Origin of the sequence: Ammoniphilus sp. YIM 78166 (assembly GCF_004522215.1) — a bacterium.
Classification (GTDB): domain Bacteria; phylum Bacillota; class Bacilli; order Aneurinibacillales; family RAOX-1; genus YIM-78166.
The window spans coordinates 128,161-143,406 of record NZ_SDLR01000008.1 but is presented as its reverse complement, the minus strand read 5'-3'; the positions used below and the strand labels follow the sequence as shown (position 1 = coordinate 143,406).

Sequence of the window (15,246 nt, the reverse complement as noted above, 5' to 3'; positions counted from 1 at the left end):
ATTTATAATCCCAACCATCTAGGAATAAGCAAGGTTGTACTCTCCCAGTACGTGATAATAAAGAGGATGACGATACCTAATAAAAGCATTGGCATCGTTGCTTTCACTAGTTTTTCGAATCGAACCTCTGCTATGGACGAAACAATGAATAAACCTGTTCCAACGGGAGGGGTTAACAACCCTATCGTGAGGTTGATACAAATAATAACCCCAAAATGAATCGGATCAATTTGAAAAGCGGTAACCAATGGCATCAATACAGGCACTAAGATAATCAAGGCCGCAATTCCATCCAGAATCGTTCCAATTAACAGCAAGAAAATATTCACAAGGAACAGGAATACAAACGGGCTGTTGGAAATAGAGAGCATGGAGTTGGCGATAAGCTGCGGTATTTGTTCGAACGCAATCATCCAGCCAAAGATGTTAGCCATGGCAATCAGGAAGGTGACTGTAGCCGTACTGATCACTGTATTAATGAGGATGTCCGGAAGTTTACGCCAATCCAATTCCTTATAGAAAAACTTTCCCACGATAAAAGCTACAAGACATGCCACAGCTGCAGACTCTGTAGCTGTGAATGCTCCTGTTAGGATCCCCACCGTAATAATTAACGGAACGAGCATCGCTGGTAATACGTTTATGGACGATCTCCAAATTATTCTTGCACTAGATCTTTCACTTCTCGGGAATTTATACTTATATCCCAGATAAGCAATTAGCATAGTAAAACCAATGGCAAATATAATCCCTGGGATAATGCCTGCCATAAACAGTCCACCAATGGACGTACTAGAAAGCGTTCCATAAATAATAAAGATCATACTCGGCGGAATAATAGGGGCAACGATAGAAGACGCTAGGGTAAGCGCTGCGGAAAACTCTCTCTTATAGCCTTCCTTTTCCATCTCCGGCACCATGACTTTGCTCATCATGGCCGCTTGAGCATTCGCGGACCCGAGAATGGAGGCTAAAAACATATTGGCAATGACGGTTACATAGGCTAGTCCGCCTCGAACATGACCGACTAGCACCCTAGCAAATACGACAAGGCGACTGGTGATACCACCACCATTCATTAATTCGCCTGTTAGCATAAAAAGAGGAATAGCCAACAGCCCGAAGTTGTCTAGACCTGAGAATAATCGCTGGGGGGCTGAGTCCATTAGAACAGCATTACCCGCTGTGAAAAAGTAAACGACCGTGGTCATACCAAGAACCAGAGAGATTGGAATGCCGATCAATAGAAACAGGATAAATAATAGAACCACGATGATGGTCATTTGCTTCCCTCCCCCCTCACCAGATCTAAGAAATTAGAGGAGAGATGAATCGTGGCAAATAAAAGGCCTACAGGAACAGCCGAGTAGGGTATCCACATGGGGAGAAGCATAGCGCTTGACTTTTGAACCGCTACATTAGGGGACAGGATCCATTTGAAGCTATAGTACAGGAATACAAACATAAAGATCAGCATAAACACATGTCCCAAAATGAGAACCCACCTCTTCACTCCTTCCGGAATAAATTCGAGGACGATCGTTACCGAAGCCTGTGCCTTATACTTCAGACCTAAACTACCACCCAGAAATGTAATAGCGACTAAGAGAAAGATCGAAACCTCACCTGCCCAGACAAGCGGATTATTTAATACATAGCGAAAAAAAACAGCCAGCACAACCACGACGGCCATAGCAAACATGAGGGCCATAGCCAGTTTCTTTTCGAAACTGGCTATGGCATCACTAACAGCTTTCACATACTTCCCTCCCCATAGATATTACTTCCGGAACGTATCAATGAACTCCTGGATGAGAGGGTTTGTTGGTCCATATTTTTCATCAAATTGCTTGATATGTGATTCGAATAAAGCAACATCCATGTCATAAACCTTCATCCCTTTGTCGCTAAGCTCCTTCCTAAACTCCTCTTCTTGGGCAGCCCGCGTGGAAACCGCAAATTCAGCTGCAGCTTTGATTGAATCATCAATAATTTTCTTATCCTCATCCGGCATCTTTTCATAAGAAGCTTTGTTCATCATAGCAATTGCTGGCCAAACCATATGGTTGGTTACCGCGGCAAACTTCGTCACTTCATGATATTTGTTCGTGATTGCTGCGTCTAAATCCATATCCATCCCATCAATTACCCCTGTCTGTACAGCTGCATACACTTCAGGTAAGGCAATAGATTCCGGTGAAGCACCTAGAGACTTATAAAAATCCTGAAGAGGTGGGGATGGGGTAACACGGAACTTAAGTCCATTCATATCCTCCGGTTTTAGCACTTCACGATTCTTGAACAACATGACGCGTTGGCCTGCAAACAAGTAGTCTAGTCCTTTTAGGCCTTGGCTATCTAAGGTTCCTAAAATTTTCTTGGCTACTTCCGTACTGCGCGCATCATTCGCACTTTGCAAATCTTTAAAAGCATAAGGGGCAAACCAGGCCGTGAAGGAAGGTTCACGCGAGCTTAAATAGGCTGCCGTAATTAAACCGAAATCTACCGAACCCGCTTCGATTTGTTGTACCATGTCCGCTTCTTTTCCTAGTTGGCTATTCGGATAGATTTCCATTTTCATTCGTCCACCGGATCTGGATTCAAGCTCACTCTTAAATTTCTCGGCAGCTAAGTGCCACATATGGTCGGTGGGGGTAATGTGAGCGAGCTTAAAGTTGTATGTCGGCTTGTTTACCTCTGTCTGGTTAGCTGCTGGCGTGGCGGCATTGCTTGATTCTTGTGAACCTCCACCACCACAAGCCGTTAACACCATAGCCGCACTGATTAGGGTCAAGCTCAACCTTTTAAATTTTCTCATTAAATATTGCCCCCTTTTCCTTTGTATTCGTTTTCATTGACCAATTCTAAATTGATTATAATATCAGTCATTTAAGCTTAGTGTAATCTAGTTAACGTTTTTTAGGGATTTTAATATTAGCATGCTTGAATCATGGTTTACCTATCATCTATAATACTCTACTTATTAATCTATTTACAATATTATTAACTTTCGATTCAATAGAAAAGACGCTCACTACAGCTAAGCGTCTTTCGATTAATTTATTTACAAGAAAAGGATACTCCCCCAAGCTCTGCAAATTGTACGGAAATGGAATCCCCTGCTTCAAAGGCGACGGCTTCCGATATAGCACCGCTAAGCACAATATCCCCTTTCTTCAAACCTTTTCCTATCGCCCCTAGTTTATTTACCGCCCAAGCCACAGAAGTCGCTGGATGACCAAGCACAGCGGCACCGGCGCCCACTGTAACGACTTCACTGTTTTTGGACATCACCATCCCTAAGCTCGCCAAATCGAGACCGGCAGGAGATAACCACTTGTTTCCTATTACAAAACGAGCAGAAGAGCAGTTGTCTGCTATGACATCGGTAAGAGTAAATTTGAAATGTTGGTAACGGCTATCTATCACTTCAATGGCAGGGGCAACATACTGCGTCACAGACAATACATCCGCTGCTGTCACATGGGTTCCTTGAAGATCTTCTCCTATGAAAAAAGCAATCTCGGGCTCTGCTTTAGGGTGAATGAAACTTGTGAACGCCAGTGGCTTCCACTCGACCGCCAGCATATCATCTGTAAGATATCCATATATCGCTTCATGAACTCCCATCATTTCTTGCTTTGCCTTGCTTGTCAAACCCAACTTTAGCCCAATGCGTCTTGCACCTTCTTGCTCTTTTCTCTGGATCAGCTTTTCCTGAATCAAATAGGCTTCTTCGAAGGTCAGGTTTGGATATTGATCGGTGATCTTAGTGACCTCACGGCATTCTTTCTCTGCGGACAATAAATAGTCTACTATTTCTTCATCAACACCCCGTGTTAGATTCATCTTCTCTACACCTCCAGCTTTTGTGCTTTGGCCAGCTCAGCCGCCACGTCTAGAATCAAGTCCTCTTGGCCGCCCACTGTTTTTCTCTTACCCAACTCGATGAGTATATCTCTTGGATCTACACCGAATCTTTTTCCCGCTCTTTGCGCATGCAACAGGAAGCTTGAATACACGCCGGCATATCCCAAGACTAAGCTGCCTTTGTTAATTTCCTGTGATCTGGGAAGCATAGGCCCTACAATGTCTTCTGCAACATCCATCATTTGGTAAAGATCAATCCCTACCTGAAGTCCCATGCGTTCCAATACCGCCAACAATACCTCGGTTTGTGTGTTGCCGGCCCCAGCTCCCAAGCAACGGACACTGCCATCAATGCGAGTCGCACCTTCTTCAATAGCTGCAATCGTATTCGCAACGGCCACCGACAGATTATTGTGACCGTGGAAGCCTACCTCAATATCCAGGGCGGAACGCAATGCGCGAATCCGTTCTCGCACCTGATCCGGCAGGAGCGCTCCTGCTGAGTCTGTTACATAGACCGCTTGAGCTCCATAGCTTTCCATTAGCTTAGCCTGTTCCACTAGCTTCTCTACTGGAGCCATATGCGCCATCATTAAAAAGCCTAACGTTTCCATCCCCAATTCTCTTGCGGAATGAATATGCTGCGCGGATATATCCGCTTCGGTTACATGGGTAGCTACGCGCACCAAACCGGCCCCTAATTCGCGAGCTTGCTTTAGTTCATGTACGGTCCCGATTCCCGGCAACAATAAAACAGCCACCGTTGCTTGACGGCACTCCTCCACCGCTGCTTCAATCAGCTTCATTTCATCGATGAGAGATCGGCCATACTGCAGGGTCGACCCTCCCAACCCATCTCCATGACTTACTTCGATATAATGCATCCCCGCATCATCCAGAGCTCGAGCGACCTGACGAACTTGTTCCTCTGTATATTGATGAGCCATCACGTGACTGCCGTCTCTTAGGCAGACCTCCGTAATTCGAATCGGTTTATCGCTATTTCGTTTCATCGTGTCACCTCATTTTTGATTCCTAGCTTGCGACGGGCCAAGTCCTCTGCCACTCGTGCAGCGGCTGCTGTCATAATATCGAGGTTACCTGCATAACGAGGGAAGTAATCTCCAGCCCCTTCTACCTCTAGAAACACCGTCACTCGATGATCGTCAAACATGGGCTCTTGCTTCAATCGGTAGCCAGGAACATACTGGCTTACGGTGGCTACCATATCATAAATGGATTGAAGGATGGCCTCTTGATTCATTTCTTTCACTTCACAATAGACCGTGTCTCTCATCAGAATTGGAGGCTCTGCCGGATTCAAGATGATAATGGCTTTGCCTTGATTCGCTCCGCCTACCTCCTCGATCCCCCGACGAGTGGTAATGGTAAATTCATCAATATTCGCTCGGGTTCCAGGGCCTGCGCTTTCGCTTGAGATCGTTGCTACAATTTCTGCATAGGTCACGTTGGCCACCCGGTTCACGGCATGAACAATGGGTATCGTTGCTTGACCGCCGCACGTGATCATGTTTACGTTTGTGGCATCCAAACTTAAGGTTTGAATCACTGCCGGGCATACAAAAGGCCCGCGTGCGGCAGGGGTTAAATCTATGGCGATCTTCCCCATTTCTTGCAACACCTTCGCATGTCGGACATGTGTTTTTGCAGATGTAGCATCAAAAACAATATCCGCCAGATCTGGGTTTTCTACTAAACCTTGAATGCCATTAGAAAACACCTGATATCCTCTCTCCTTGGCCCGCTTTAGCCCATCCGATTCAGGATCAATCCCGATCATCGCAGTTAACTCTAAACAATCGCTACGTTCTAACTTATACATAAGATCGGTCCCAATATTGCCTGAGCCGATAATCGCTGTTTTCACTTTACTCAATGTCTCCACCTCCGTTTTACACAAAAGTAACTGAAACCGAACCCAATGGACCAAAATCTGCAGACACGCGATCTCCACTCTTTACGCTCATGGCCCCCGATAGGGCACCCGGCAGGATCAGTTCTCCCGCCTTCAGTGTAATGCCAAATGTATGTAGCTTATTAGCTAACCAAGCGACCGCTTCAGCAGGATGGCCTAGGGCAGCGGCACCGGAACCGGTGGCCATGAGCTCGCCATGGTTATAAAGAACCATCCCTAGAGCGCGCAAATCCAAGCCATCAATCGTGCTCAGCTTATTTCCGACAACCACTTTGGCAGAGGAACCATTATCCGCTATCGTGTCGATCAATTTGATCTTCCAGTCTGCAATTCGACTATCGATGATCTCTAACGTTGGTACTACGTATTTGGTTGCCATTAAGACGTCCAGATAGGTCACATGGGGTCCTGTAAGGTCCTGACTTAAGATAAAGCCAATTTCCGCTTCAATTTTGGGGCTTAACATATCCGCAATACTGACCTTTTCCCCATCCGACACCCGCATGTCATCAAGCAAGTGACCGTAATCCGGCTCATCTACTCCTAGCATTTTTTGCATGGCTAAGCTGGTAAGCCCTACTTTTTTTCCGATCACTTGTCGTCCTTCACTTCTTTTCTTCTTAATCACATCCAACTGGATTTGATATGCATCTTCCACCGTTAATTCTTCATAACGTTGAGTCAGCGGCGTGATTCCAACCTTTGTCCGTTCTGCTTCAAGCAATTCATTGGCAATCGATTCGATTAGTAGATTCATAGCCTGTTCCTCCTTATGAAAAGAAAGAGTGACGCTTTTAGGCCACTCTTTTTTATGCTATAGCTTCATGGTTATCGTCTTAGCTTCGGTATAGAATTCGAAACTATGTCTTCCACCCTCGCGGCCAATGCCGCTTGCTTTAGATCCTCCGAATGGCGTTCTTAAATCTCGATAGTACCAGCAATTAATCCAGAGCAAGCCGGAGTTAATGCGCGATGCAACACGATGTGCTCGACGCAGGTCGTTCGTCCAAACCACGCCGGCTAGACCGTAAATCGAATCATTTGCTATTCTAATGGCCTCTTCTTCTGTTTTGAATGGAATAACCACCAGTACGGGACCGAAGATTTCCTCTTGAGCCACTCTCATTTTATTATCTACATCGTAAAGAACAGTAGGTTCATAGAAATTTCCTTCCGGCAAACCTTCCACCCGCTTGCCGCCGATAGCTAGTTTAGCCCCTTCGTTCAAGCCAATTTGAACATAATTTTCGACCGTCTCTAAATGACTTTTGGAAACCAGCGCTCCCATATCTGTTTCTTCATCTAAAGGGTTTCCTACCTTAATGCCTTTTACGGCTTCTACAAATTTAGTCAAGAACGTATCATAGATACTTTCCTGAACAAGCAGACGAGAGCCAGCCAAGCAGATTTCTCCTTGATTTCTGAAGATAGCCTCAAGAGAACCCGCTACGGCTTCGTCCAAATCTGCATCTTCAAACACGATATTAGCTGACTTTCCTCCCAGCTCAAGAGAAACAGGAATGAGTTGGGAAGCCGCATTTCGCATCACTGTTTTTCCTGTCGATGATTCTCCTACAAACGAAATCCGTCGGACATGCGGATGAGTCGTCATGGCGGTTCCCACGGTTCCGCCTGGACCTGTAACTATATTTAATACTCCCGGAGGAAGACCCGCCTCATTGGCAATCTCTCCAAGCATCACCGCACTTAACGGGGTATAGGACGCTGGCTTTACAAGAACGGTATTTCCAGCTGCCAGAGCAGCGGAAGCTTTCCAGGTCATTTGCATGAAGGGAAGATTCCATGGAATAATCAGACTCGTGACTCCTGCCGGCGCATACTTGGAATAAGACATGTGTCGGGTCTGCTCATAGTGCTCATGATGGACATACTTGGCCATTTCCGCGAAGAAGCGCAGGTTCGATGCAGATCTAGGAATATCGAAGCCCTTGCTTTCCTTAATCGGTTTTCCAACGTCCATCGTTTCGACAAGTGCTAAATCCTCTACGCGCTCCATCACAAGATCGGACATTTTGCAAAGGATCTTTGCCCGTTCCTCGACTGGCATTTCACTCCAAACCCCGCTCTCAAATGTCCGTTGAGCTACTTCTATCGCTCGTTGGACATCCTGCTCGCTTGCATTGGCAACGGTAGCCAATTTTTGATTGGTGGACGGATCGATGGTATCAAACGTCTCCCCGGATATTGCATCTGTATATTCCCCATTGATGAAGAGCTGAGCATTCTTAAGAATCATATGGCACCCTCCTGCTATTCTTCTATTTCTACAATCATTTCTACTTCTACTGCATTATTGTGAGGGAGCTGGGCCATTCCAACAGCAGAACGCCCATGTTTTCCCTTTTCTCCGAAGACCTGGACAAGCAAATCGGAAGAGCCGTTCATCACCTTGGGCTGGTCCGTAAACTCAGGTGTACTGTTTACAAACCCTAGGATCTTAACCACTCGCTTCACTTTGCTTAGCTCCCCGACCTCTTCTTTAATAACGGTTAGGAGATTGAGCATGCATTGTCTTGCCGCAAGGTAACCTTCTTCAATGGATACGTCTGCTCCAAGCTTGCCTCGGTACTCATCTGTCCCTTGACCAGCGGTGAAAATCAAATTGCCTGTTCGTACACAACTCACATAGTTGCCAGCAGCTTTTCTCGGTTCAGGCAAGCGAAGGCCTAATTCTTCCAGACGCTCTTCAGGTGTAAGGGTTCGCTGGTTCATTTTCGTATCGCCTCTTTTACCGGTATATTTAAAAAGCGAAGGGCATTTGTGCCCAACATGGCCAGTCTTTGTTCTTCTGTTAATTCAAGCGTGTCGTCAATGACCTTGCCTGGTGGAACTTCTCTTAGCAAGAATGGATAATCCGACCCCATGATGACGCGGTCATAACCATAGTTGTCTACAAGATAGCGAATGTTGACAGGATCATTTACTAAAGAATCAAAATAGAATTTCTTTGCATAATAACTCGGAGGCCGTTGAATGAGACGAAGATGCGGCCAAACCTTCCAACCTTGATCCAAGCGATGGATGAGGTAAGGTAGGGATCCCCCGCCATGAGCAAAGCAAATCTTTAGGTTAGGAAACTTATCCATGACACCACCTAAGATTAAGCTTGCTCCTGCAAGTGCCGTTTCACTTGGCATTCCCACCGTGTACATCAAGTTGTGACGCGGCATCCGCTCTTTTCCTAGCGTTTCCCACGGGTGGATAAAGAGCGGAACTTCCCACTTCTCTGCCATTTCAAAAAACTCAAGGAAAGAAGGATCATCCAGATTATTTCCGTTTACGTTCGTGCCGATTTCAATTCCTTTTAAGCCTAGCTCATGGATGCAACGATCCATTTCACGAATAGCTGCTTCTGCATTCTGCATCGGAACCATGCCCAATCCGATGAATCTGGTAGGATTTTGACTTACGGTTTCTGCGATAAAATCATTTTGAATTCGCGCCATGAGCTCTGCTTCTTCTGCGGGTGCCCAATAGGAGAAGGTGACCGGGATTGGAGATAGCACCTGGATATCCACACCTTCACCATTCATATCGTGGATTCGCTTTTCGGGGCTCCATACTTGATCGGTCACTTCCCGGAATACCTTTCCAGCCACCATAATATTAGCGCCGCAGGCGCATGTGCGCTCAAGTCGAGGCCATTTATCACCTGTAAAATGTTTCGTCAGCTCCGAAAAATTTTCTGGAATGATATGGGTATGAAAATCTACTCGCATTTCCACTCACTCGCTTCCGGCGGCATGTCGTATCCGCAATTTGTGCACTTCCTAAGCTCTTCGTTGCTATTGAAGCTGTAAATCGCTTCTTTGACTTGTGTTTCAATATTCGTTAACTGTACCGTAACGCGGTGCATCTCGTGATCGCACTCGTCACAATACCATACAAAATCCTCCATTTCCCCTTCTGCCCGATTTCTCTCAATGACGATTCCGATCGTGTCAGGGACCCGATGAGGGGAATGCGGCACATTAGCAGGAAGCAAGAACATTTCGCCTTCTTTGACTTCAATGACCTCTCGTTTGCCTTCATGATTGATGATCTCTACAAAGCAGCTTCCCTTTAACTGATAGAAAATTTCCTCAGAAGGATCCACGTGAAAGTCCCGTCGCTTATTCGGTCCACCCAGAAGCATCACCATCAGCTCAGCATCCTTCCAAATCAGCTTATTGTTGACGGGCGGCTTCAGTTGGTCCTTATGCTCCTCAATAAATTTCCATAGATGTAATGGAGGCATGATACGCTTTACAGCTTCACTTTTCATCTTTCCAATCCCCTTTCATCGTAACCAAAGTGTTGTTCGGACCATCCCAGTAAGGAAAAAGATCGCTCGATCTCCCCTTGGGCAATCAACTGTCTAATTCTCGTGGAGGATATCCGCTGCCCTTCCGCGCAACAAACGGGATGGGTTATCTTAACTTGAAAATGCTGGTTAAGCAGGTTAATATCTCCTTCACGGTTTCTGCCAAAGCGAAAGTCTTCTCCCACCCTTACTTCAAGTGGATTTAATTTAGCTAAACGCTCAATAAACGGTCCTGCTCCGCAACGGGCGTAGGATTCATCAAATGGAGCCACAATCGCATGGTCCACTTGTAAGGCGGCTAACCGTTCTAATTTCACTGGAAGGGGCGTTAATATGCGAGCCCCTTGGAAAAACGCTCGAGGAGGAGGATCAAATGTATACACCACACTCGGCACCTGTAACTCCCTGCTCCGGTCAACCGCTTGCTGGATCACAGCCTGGTGCCCTTGGTGAACACCATCAAAGACACCGATTGCGATAACCGAAGCTGGCAAACGAAGAACGCCATCGGTATGTGTTTTCATTCTCAACCTCCTCCTAACCTCTAGTTATTGGATATTAGTGCTTTTTCTTCTTCTGCGCCCTTCAATGCTTCTTCAACCATCGTAAAGGAACGCTGCTTCTTGTAAGTGTTATAGAAGATCGCTCTTTTTCGAATCGGATCCCCTGTATAGTAACGCTCGTATTGCAGTAATCGCTGACCAAAAGCTTCTCCGCACAGATCCCATGCGAGCTTAAATACACTAATGCGTTCTGCTCCTGTTACGCCTGCTCGACCTAGGTAATATTTTTCAAAGTCTCCTGAAATTTCCGGACTCTTCATATCTGCCTCTGTCGGTGACATCAATAATCCGCCGGCTCCAATGGTTTGCATTACCTCAATGGCCCGGGGATACATCTTTGGCATTAATCCTCGGATTGTTTCAAGGGCGATCCAATCTGGCATAGCTTCTCCTTGCGCGGTTACCTCATGTTCATACTCAGCCACCTTCAACAGCGCCTTAATCGTTTCAACGGCCTGGATGAGTTCACCTAAATCGTTTTGAACATGCAAGAACCCGTCTACACCGATGGAATCAGCCACTTTAACCGCCACCTCCGTGGCAAATTGAAGCTTGATTAGCCCTCTGACACCAGACTGATGTGCAGGCTGTTGGGCAATTCCTGTCTTCGGATACAATAGATTGGCCGCTTCTACGTTGTTGTAGATAAAGACTCGATTCCAAGGAACAACTACATCATCAAAAACAAGCACAGCATCCATTTCCTCGAATCTTGATGCCAGCGGGTGATCGAACAAAGAACGGGTTCCATCCTGCATCGCTTCACGGCAGAGAATTCGCAATCCTGGAGTATCTACAGGCAAAGCGAAAGAAATCGCATAACGCTCATCGCCCGGCTGATATCCCGGGAAAGTATAGATAATCACTTCATCCGTAATGGGAGCAAGCGTAGCCAGCATCTTTGCACCTCTTACCACTAATCCTTCCGGTGTTTCCTTGACTACGCCCAAGTGAGTAAACATGTCTTGCTGTCCATGAGAAGATTTGCTACGGTCATTTTGGGGATTGATGATGGCATGCGTTAAGAATAGATCGTTATCACGCACATGACGGAAATAGTTCTGGATATTTTCTGCCCATTCTTTGTTGTATTTTTCAAAGAACCAGCTGTTAGATGCCATAGAGGTCAGTACCACATTCAAGAAGTCAGGAGTTCTTCCCATAAGACCAAAGGTAGCCTTCGCGAATTCTTCAAAAACCGCTCTTCTCTTCTGAAGATCCTCATAATTCTTCGGAACGAGGAAAGCGTTGTTGATTCTTTCTCCGGTTTCCTCACAAAGATGGGTAATTTTATCCTGGTACGCTGGATCATGCTGCATATCATAGAGCTTGGCAATTTCGAGAATCGGTTGCTTAAACACGGGTTCATCAAAAAGGTTGGTCACTTTCTTGCCGGATAGCCAGACTTCAGGTTTCCTTGATTTTAATGCTTCAATGTATTGAGCCCCCGTACGGATTCCCATGCTAATTCCTCCTCTTTATTTTAAGTTTTGACTTGTAGCATTTTGTTTGTTCACAATTGCATTATAATACCGAATGATCAAAACAACTGTAGCGCAATTAACGTATTTTCAAGTTTTTAGTTTGTTGGATTTTTTCACATAGTCATTGTAAATATTGTGTTAACGAATTATAATGAACGCAAAAGTACCATTTTCTTCTAAAATCTAGGATCTGGACAAAGGCAAGTAAGGCTGGCTTTAATTTCTTCTATCCGAGCATATCCAATCTATAACTATAGGAGTGATAGCATGGCAACTCTGTTTGAAAGCGCATACAATTGGGAGCCTTATTTGAGTTTAGGAACAAGACAATTCGTCAAGGGAAAAAGTATCATCTATAAGCAAGGCTCCATTGGAGACGGGTTTTACTATCTACATAAAGGGTTAGTAAGAGTTGTAACTGCTACTGCTATAGGAAAGGATCGGATTCTCAATATCGTCGTTCCCGGCCAGTTGCTTGGGGTACAGATCATGGACCAGCAGGCTCACTTCACGACAGCCCAAACGGTAAAAGATTCCGTACTTTATTTTTTCCCTTGCGACCAGTTCAAAGAACTGATTGCCAAGCATCCCGAACTAAGAATTGTGTTTGCCCAAACGGTCATTCACAAAATGCGCATTCTTTTAGAAGGGATCAACTTAAACGCCCTTACCTCCGAGCAACAAATAGCCGTTTTACTCCTCAATATCTTTGATGATTTTAAAAACCATGAGGTTCCTCTCACGCAGCAAGACCTCGCAAACTGCACCGGACTAACCCGGATTACCGTCTACAAGATCCTCAAGCAATGGAAAAAAGAAGGAATTATAGAAATCCAGGATCGCAAGTTTCACATCTTAAAGCCACATCTATTAAGGGCTCTAATCAAAGAATCTACTCCGTAGGTAACGGTTGCTTACGAGGGGCAAGAATACACTTCTATTTCGGACAGCGCGGAGAAAAAAAAGTCTGATCGAGTCCGAATTCAGGGCTCATTCGGACAGCCCGGAGCCCAAAAAAGCTTGATCGAGTCCGAATCCTGGGCTCATTCGGACAGCCCGGAGCCAAAAAAGCTTGATCGAGTCCGAATCCTGGGCTCATTCGGACAGCCCGGAGCCAAAAAAGCTTGATCGAGTCCGAATCCTGGGCTCATTCGGACAGCGCAGAGCCAAAAAAGCTTGATCCAGTCCGAATCCTGGTCTTATTTGAATTCATAATAGAATATCTTACTGGCTAAAATCCCTCCATAATAACACAAACAAAATTAAAGAAGGACTTCTTCATCAACCTAACAGTTGATGGAAGCCCTTCTTTTGTGAATTTCCATGTAATTAAAGTGTTAAAAACAACTTAAAGAGCGACTTAATAAAGCGTTTGTGAATACCCTTGCTTGCACCTCTTTTAAAAATTTCTCCACCCTTTTTTCTATGCTTCGCCAATTTGCGTTAGCCTTCTGACATCTAAAATCTTAATCTCCCTACCGATCATATCAATCAACCCCTGCTGCTTCCACTTCTGAAAAGTTTTATTCACCGTAATTCTTGATGTCCCGATATATTGTGCAAACGAGGTTTGATCAATCGCAACGGTCTCGTTTTCTTTAATCAGTTTAAGTAAGTAATGAGCCATCTGTTGCTCGACCGGGCTATCCAACATAGAAATGATCTCAGCCAAAACTCTAAATTTGTAAATTAAAGAATTCGTAAAAAGGGTAGCCGCCTCGGGATGATCCAAGCAAACCTTGGAAAGGGCATCGTCTGAAAAGTAATACAAAACCGAATCAGATGTCGTGACAGCCGAAGTCAGATAAGCCTCTTGGTACACTCCATGCTCACCTAACAGCATCCCTACTGGAACATAGTTGACAATGCGCTCGTCGCCATTGTCCGAAAGGACCAGAATCTTCACTCCGCCCTTACTCAAATAATAGAATCCTTTTCCACTCTCTCCTTGCCTATAAACCACCGTGTTCTTAGATAGTTCAAGTCTTTGTCCAAAGTCTAAAAAGGGTTCCCACTTATAGCGAAGCTCTAGCATGATCACACCTCTTTTTTCACAATAGAGTCCGAATACTCCATAATTCAGGGAAGAATCGATGGCTTAGTCTCTGCTGGAGATAGTGTACACCAGAAGAGCCTCCCGTTCCTCTCTTATAGCCAATGATTCTCTCAACCGTTTTCATATGATTATAACGCCATTGCTGCTGGCGGTCTTCAATATCGATCAATTTCTCTGCTAGTTCGTACAAGTCCCAGTATTGTTCCACGTCTCGGTATACGGATAGCCAGGCCGTTTCAACACTTGAGTTCGCTTGGTAGTCTCTGGACCAATCTCGATCCAAGCACTCCGGGTCGATCGAAAACCCGCGGCGAGCTAACACTTGTATGGCCACATCGTAAATGCTTGGCTGATGAAGGGCAGACTCCATCCTTCTATATAGATCCGCCTGGTGTGAAAAGACCTTGAGCATTTCTTCATTCTTGTGTCCCAATGCAAACTCAATTAACCGATTTTGATAGGATTGAAACCCGGATGAGTAGCCTAACTTATCCCTAAACTCCATATATTCCGCAGGAGTCAGTGTCGATAACACATCCCAAGACTGTATCAGTTGCTGCTGGATTCGCGATACACGGGAAAGCATCTTGAAAGAAGGGTCCAAATTATCAAGTCGGATGCATTCAATGGCAGCGTTCACTTCGTGCAAAATTAGCTTCATCCACAGCTCAGAGCTTTGGTGAATGATAATAAACAACATCTCATCATGATGATCAGACAACCTATGCTGACTGTTCAATACGTTCTCAAGCTGTAGATAGTCGCCATACGTTAAATCCTTTTTGAAATCGGTTACAATTCCTTCTTCTAGACCTGCAGGCTTTGTTCTCTCTTTCTCTTGATCGGACAAGCCTTTCACCACCTTTATCAGGATACTCTATCAAGTATACCATTTTTTGATAGATTCACAAAGGAACAGGATCAACCAAAAAATTTGTATGCTGTTTCATATAACAGAATTAGGTGGTTTACCCTATTATTACCCAGAATATATAATTTAATTTATTCAGTAT

Annotated in this window: 16 protein-coding genes; 1 reads left to right on the top strand and 15 read right to left on the bottom strand. The window is 45.1% G+C overall.

The window, feature by feature from the left end; translation table 11 throughout:
- Positions 1-2: 2 nt before the first annotated feature.
- The 13 genes from EIZ58_RS27880 to EIZ58_RS27820 all read right to left on the bottom strand — a co-directional run bounded on the left by EIZ58_RS27880 (position 3) and on the right by EIZ58_RS27820 (position 12,156).
- Positions 3-1,283 carry a TRAP transporter large permease gene (locus EIZ58_RS27880; protein ID WP_134704257.1) on the bottom strand — a complete coding sequence of 427 codons (1,281 nt, stop codon included), beginning with the start codon at positions 1,281-1,283 and terminating at the stop codon, positions 3-5.
- Complete coding sequence (locus EIZ58_RS27875) at positions 1,280-1,759, bottom strand: TRAP transporter small permease (RefSeq protein WP_134704256.1); 480 nt, start codon at positions 1,757-1,759, stop codon at positions 1,280-1,282. The genes EIZ58_RS27880 and EIZ58_RS27875 overlap by 4 nt, the downstream gene beginning before the upstream one ends.
- A 21-nt stretch (positions 1,760-1,780) precedes the next feature.
- Positions 1,781-2,818 carry a TRAP transporter substrate-binding protein gene (locus EIZ58_RS27870; protein WP_134704255.1) on the bottom strand — a complete coding sequence of 346 codons (1,038 nt, stop codon included), beginning with the start codon at positions 2,816-2,818 and terminating at the stop codon, positions 1,781-1,783.
- A gap of 242 nt (positions 2,819-3,060) precedes the next feature.
- Positions 3,061-3,849, bottom strand: coding sequence for a 2-keto-4-pentenoate hydratase (locus EIZ58_RS27865; protein ID WP_134704254.1), 789 nt, complete (start codon positions 3,847-3,849; stop codon positions 3,061-3,063).
- A gap of 5 nt (positions 3,850-3,854) precedes the next feature.
- Complete coding sequence (gene dmpG, locus EIZ58_RS27860) at positions 3,855-4,883, bottom strand: 4-hydroxy-2-oxovalerate aldolase (RefSeq protein WP_134704253.1); 1,029 nt, start codon at positions 4,881-4,883, stop codon at positions 3,855-3,857.
- The gene (locus EIZ58_RS27855; RefSeq protein WP_134704252.1) at positions 4,880-5,767 is read right to left on the bottom strand and encodes an acetaldehyde dehydrogenase (acetylating); all 888 of its coding nucleotides are present in this window, start codon (positions 5,765-5,767) and stop codon (positions 4,880-4,882) included. Before EIZ58_RS27855 ends, dmpG begins: the two co-directional genes overlap by 4 nt.
- Positions 5,768-5,783: 16 nt before the next feature.
- Positions 5,784-6,563 carry a 2-keto-4-pentenoate hydratase gene (locus EIZ58_RS27850; protein ID WP_134704251.1) on the bottom strand — a complete coding sequence of 260 codons (780 nt, stop codon included), beginning with the start codon at positions 6,561-6,563 and terminating at the stop codon, positions 5,784-5,786.
- A gap of 57 nt (positions 6,564-6,620) precedes the next feature.
- Positions 6,621-8,063: an aldehyde dehydrogenase gene (locus EIZ58_RS27845; protein ID WP_134704250.1), complete on the bottom strand. Its 1,443-nt coding sequence runs from the start codon at positions 8,061-8,063 to the stop codon at positions 6,621-6,623.
- A gap of 14 nt (positions 8,064-8,077) precedes the next feature.
- Complete coding sequence (locus tag EIZ58_RS27840) at positions 8,078-8,539, bottom strand: RidA family protein (RefSeq protein ID WP_134704249.1); 462 nt, start codon at positions 8,537-8,539, stop codon at positions 8,078-8,080.
- Positions 8,536-9,546 carry an amidohydrolase family protein gene (locus tag EIZ58_RS27835; protein ID WP_134704305.1) on the bottom strand — a complete coding sequence of 337 codons (1,011 nt, stop codon included), beginning with the start codon at positions 9,544-9,546 and terminating at the stop codon, positions 8,536-8,538. Before EIZ58_RS27835 ends, EIZ58_RS27840 begins: the two co-directional genes overlap by 4 nt.
- The gene (locus tag EIZ58_RS27830; RefSeq protein ID WP_370297822.1) at positions 9,537-10,091 is read right to left on the bottom strand and encodes a 3-hydroxyanthranilate 3,4-dioxygenase; all 555 of its coding nucleotides are present in this window, start codon (positions 10,089-10,091) and stop codon (positions 9,537-9,539) included. The genes EIZ58_RS27835 and EIZ58_RS27830 overlap by 10 nt, the downstream gene beginning before the upstream one ends.
- A complete protein-coding gene (locus EIZ58_RS27825) occupies positions 10,088-10,654 on the bottom strand; it encodes an FAD synthetase family protein (protein ID WP_134704248.1) in 567 nt (188 codons plus the stop codon). Before EIZ58_RS27825 ends, EIZ58_RS27830 begins: the two co-directional genes overlap by 4 nt.
- 20 nt (positions 10,655-10,674) lie before the next feature.
- Positions 10,675-12,156: a 4-hydroxyphenylacetate 3-hydroxylase family protein gene (locus EIZ58_RS27820; protein ID WP_134704247.1), complete on the bottom strand. Its 1,482-nt coding sequence runs from the start codon at positions 12,154-12,156 to the stop codon at positions 10,675-10,677.
- A gap of 288 nt (positions 12,157-12,444) precedes the next feature.
- Here EIZ58_RS27820 and EIZ58_RS27815 point away from each other — a divergent pair, with 288 nt between their 5' ends.
- Positions 12,445-13,080, top strand: coding sequence for a Crp/Fnr family transcriptional regulator (locus tag EIZ58_RS27815; RefSeq protein WP_134704246.1), 636 nt, complete (start codon positions 12,445-12,447; stop codon positions 13,078-13,080).
- Between the two features lie 520 nt (positions 13,081-13,600).
- Here EIZ58_RS27815 and EIZ58_RS27810 read toward each other — a convergent pair.
- Complete coding sequence (locus EIZ58_RS27810) at positions 13,601-14,212, bottom strand: Crp/Fnr family transcriptional regulator (protein WP_134704245.1); 612 nt, start codon at positions 14,210-14,212, stop codon at positions 13,601-13,603.
- Positions 14,213-14,228: 16 nt separating this feature from the next.
- The gene (gene kynA / locus EIZ58_RS27805) at positions 14,229-15,083 is read right to left on the bottom strand and encodes a tryptophan 2,3-dioxygenase (RefSeq protein WP_134704244.1); all 855 of its coding nucleotides are present in this window, start codon (positions 15,081-15,083) and stop codon (positions 14,229-14,231) included.
- Between the last annotated feature and the right edge of the window lie 163 nt (positions 15,084-15,246).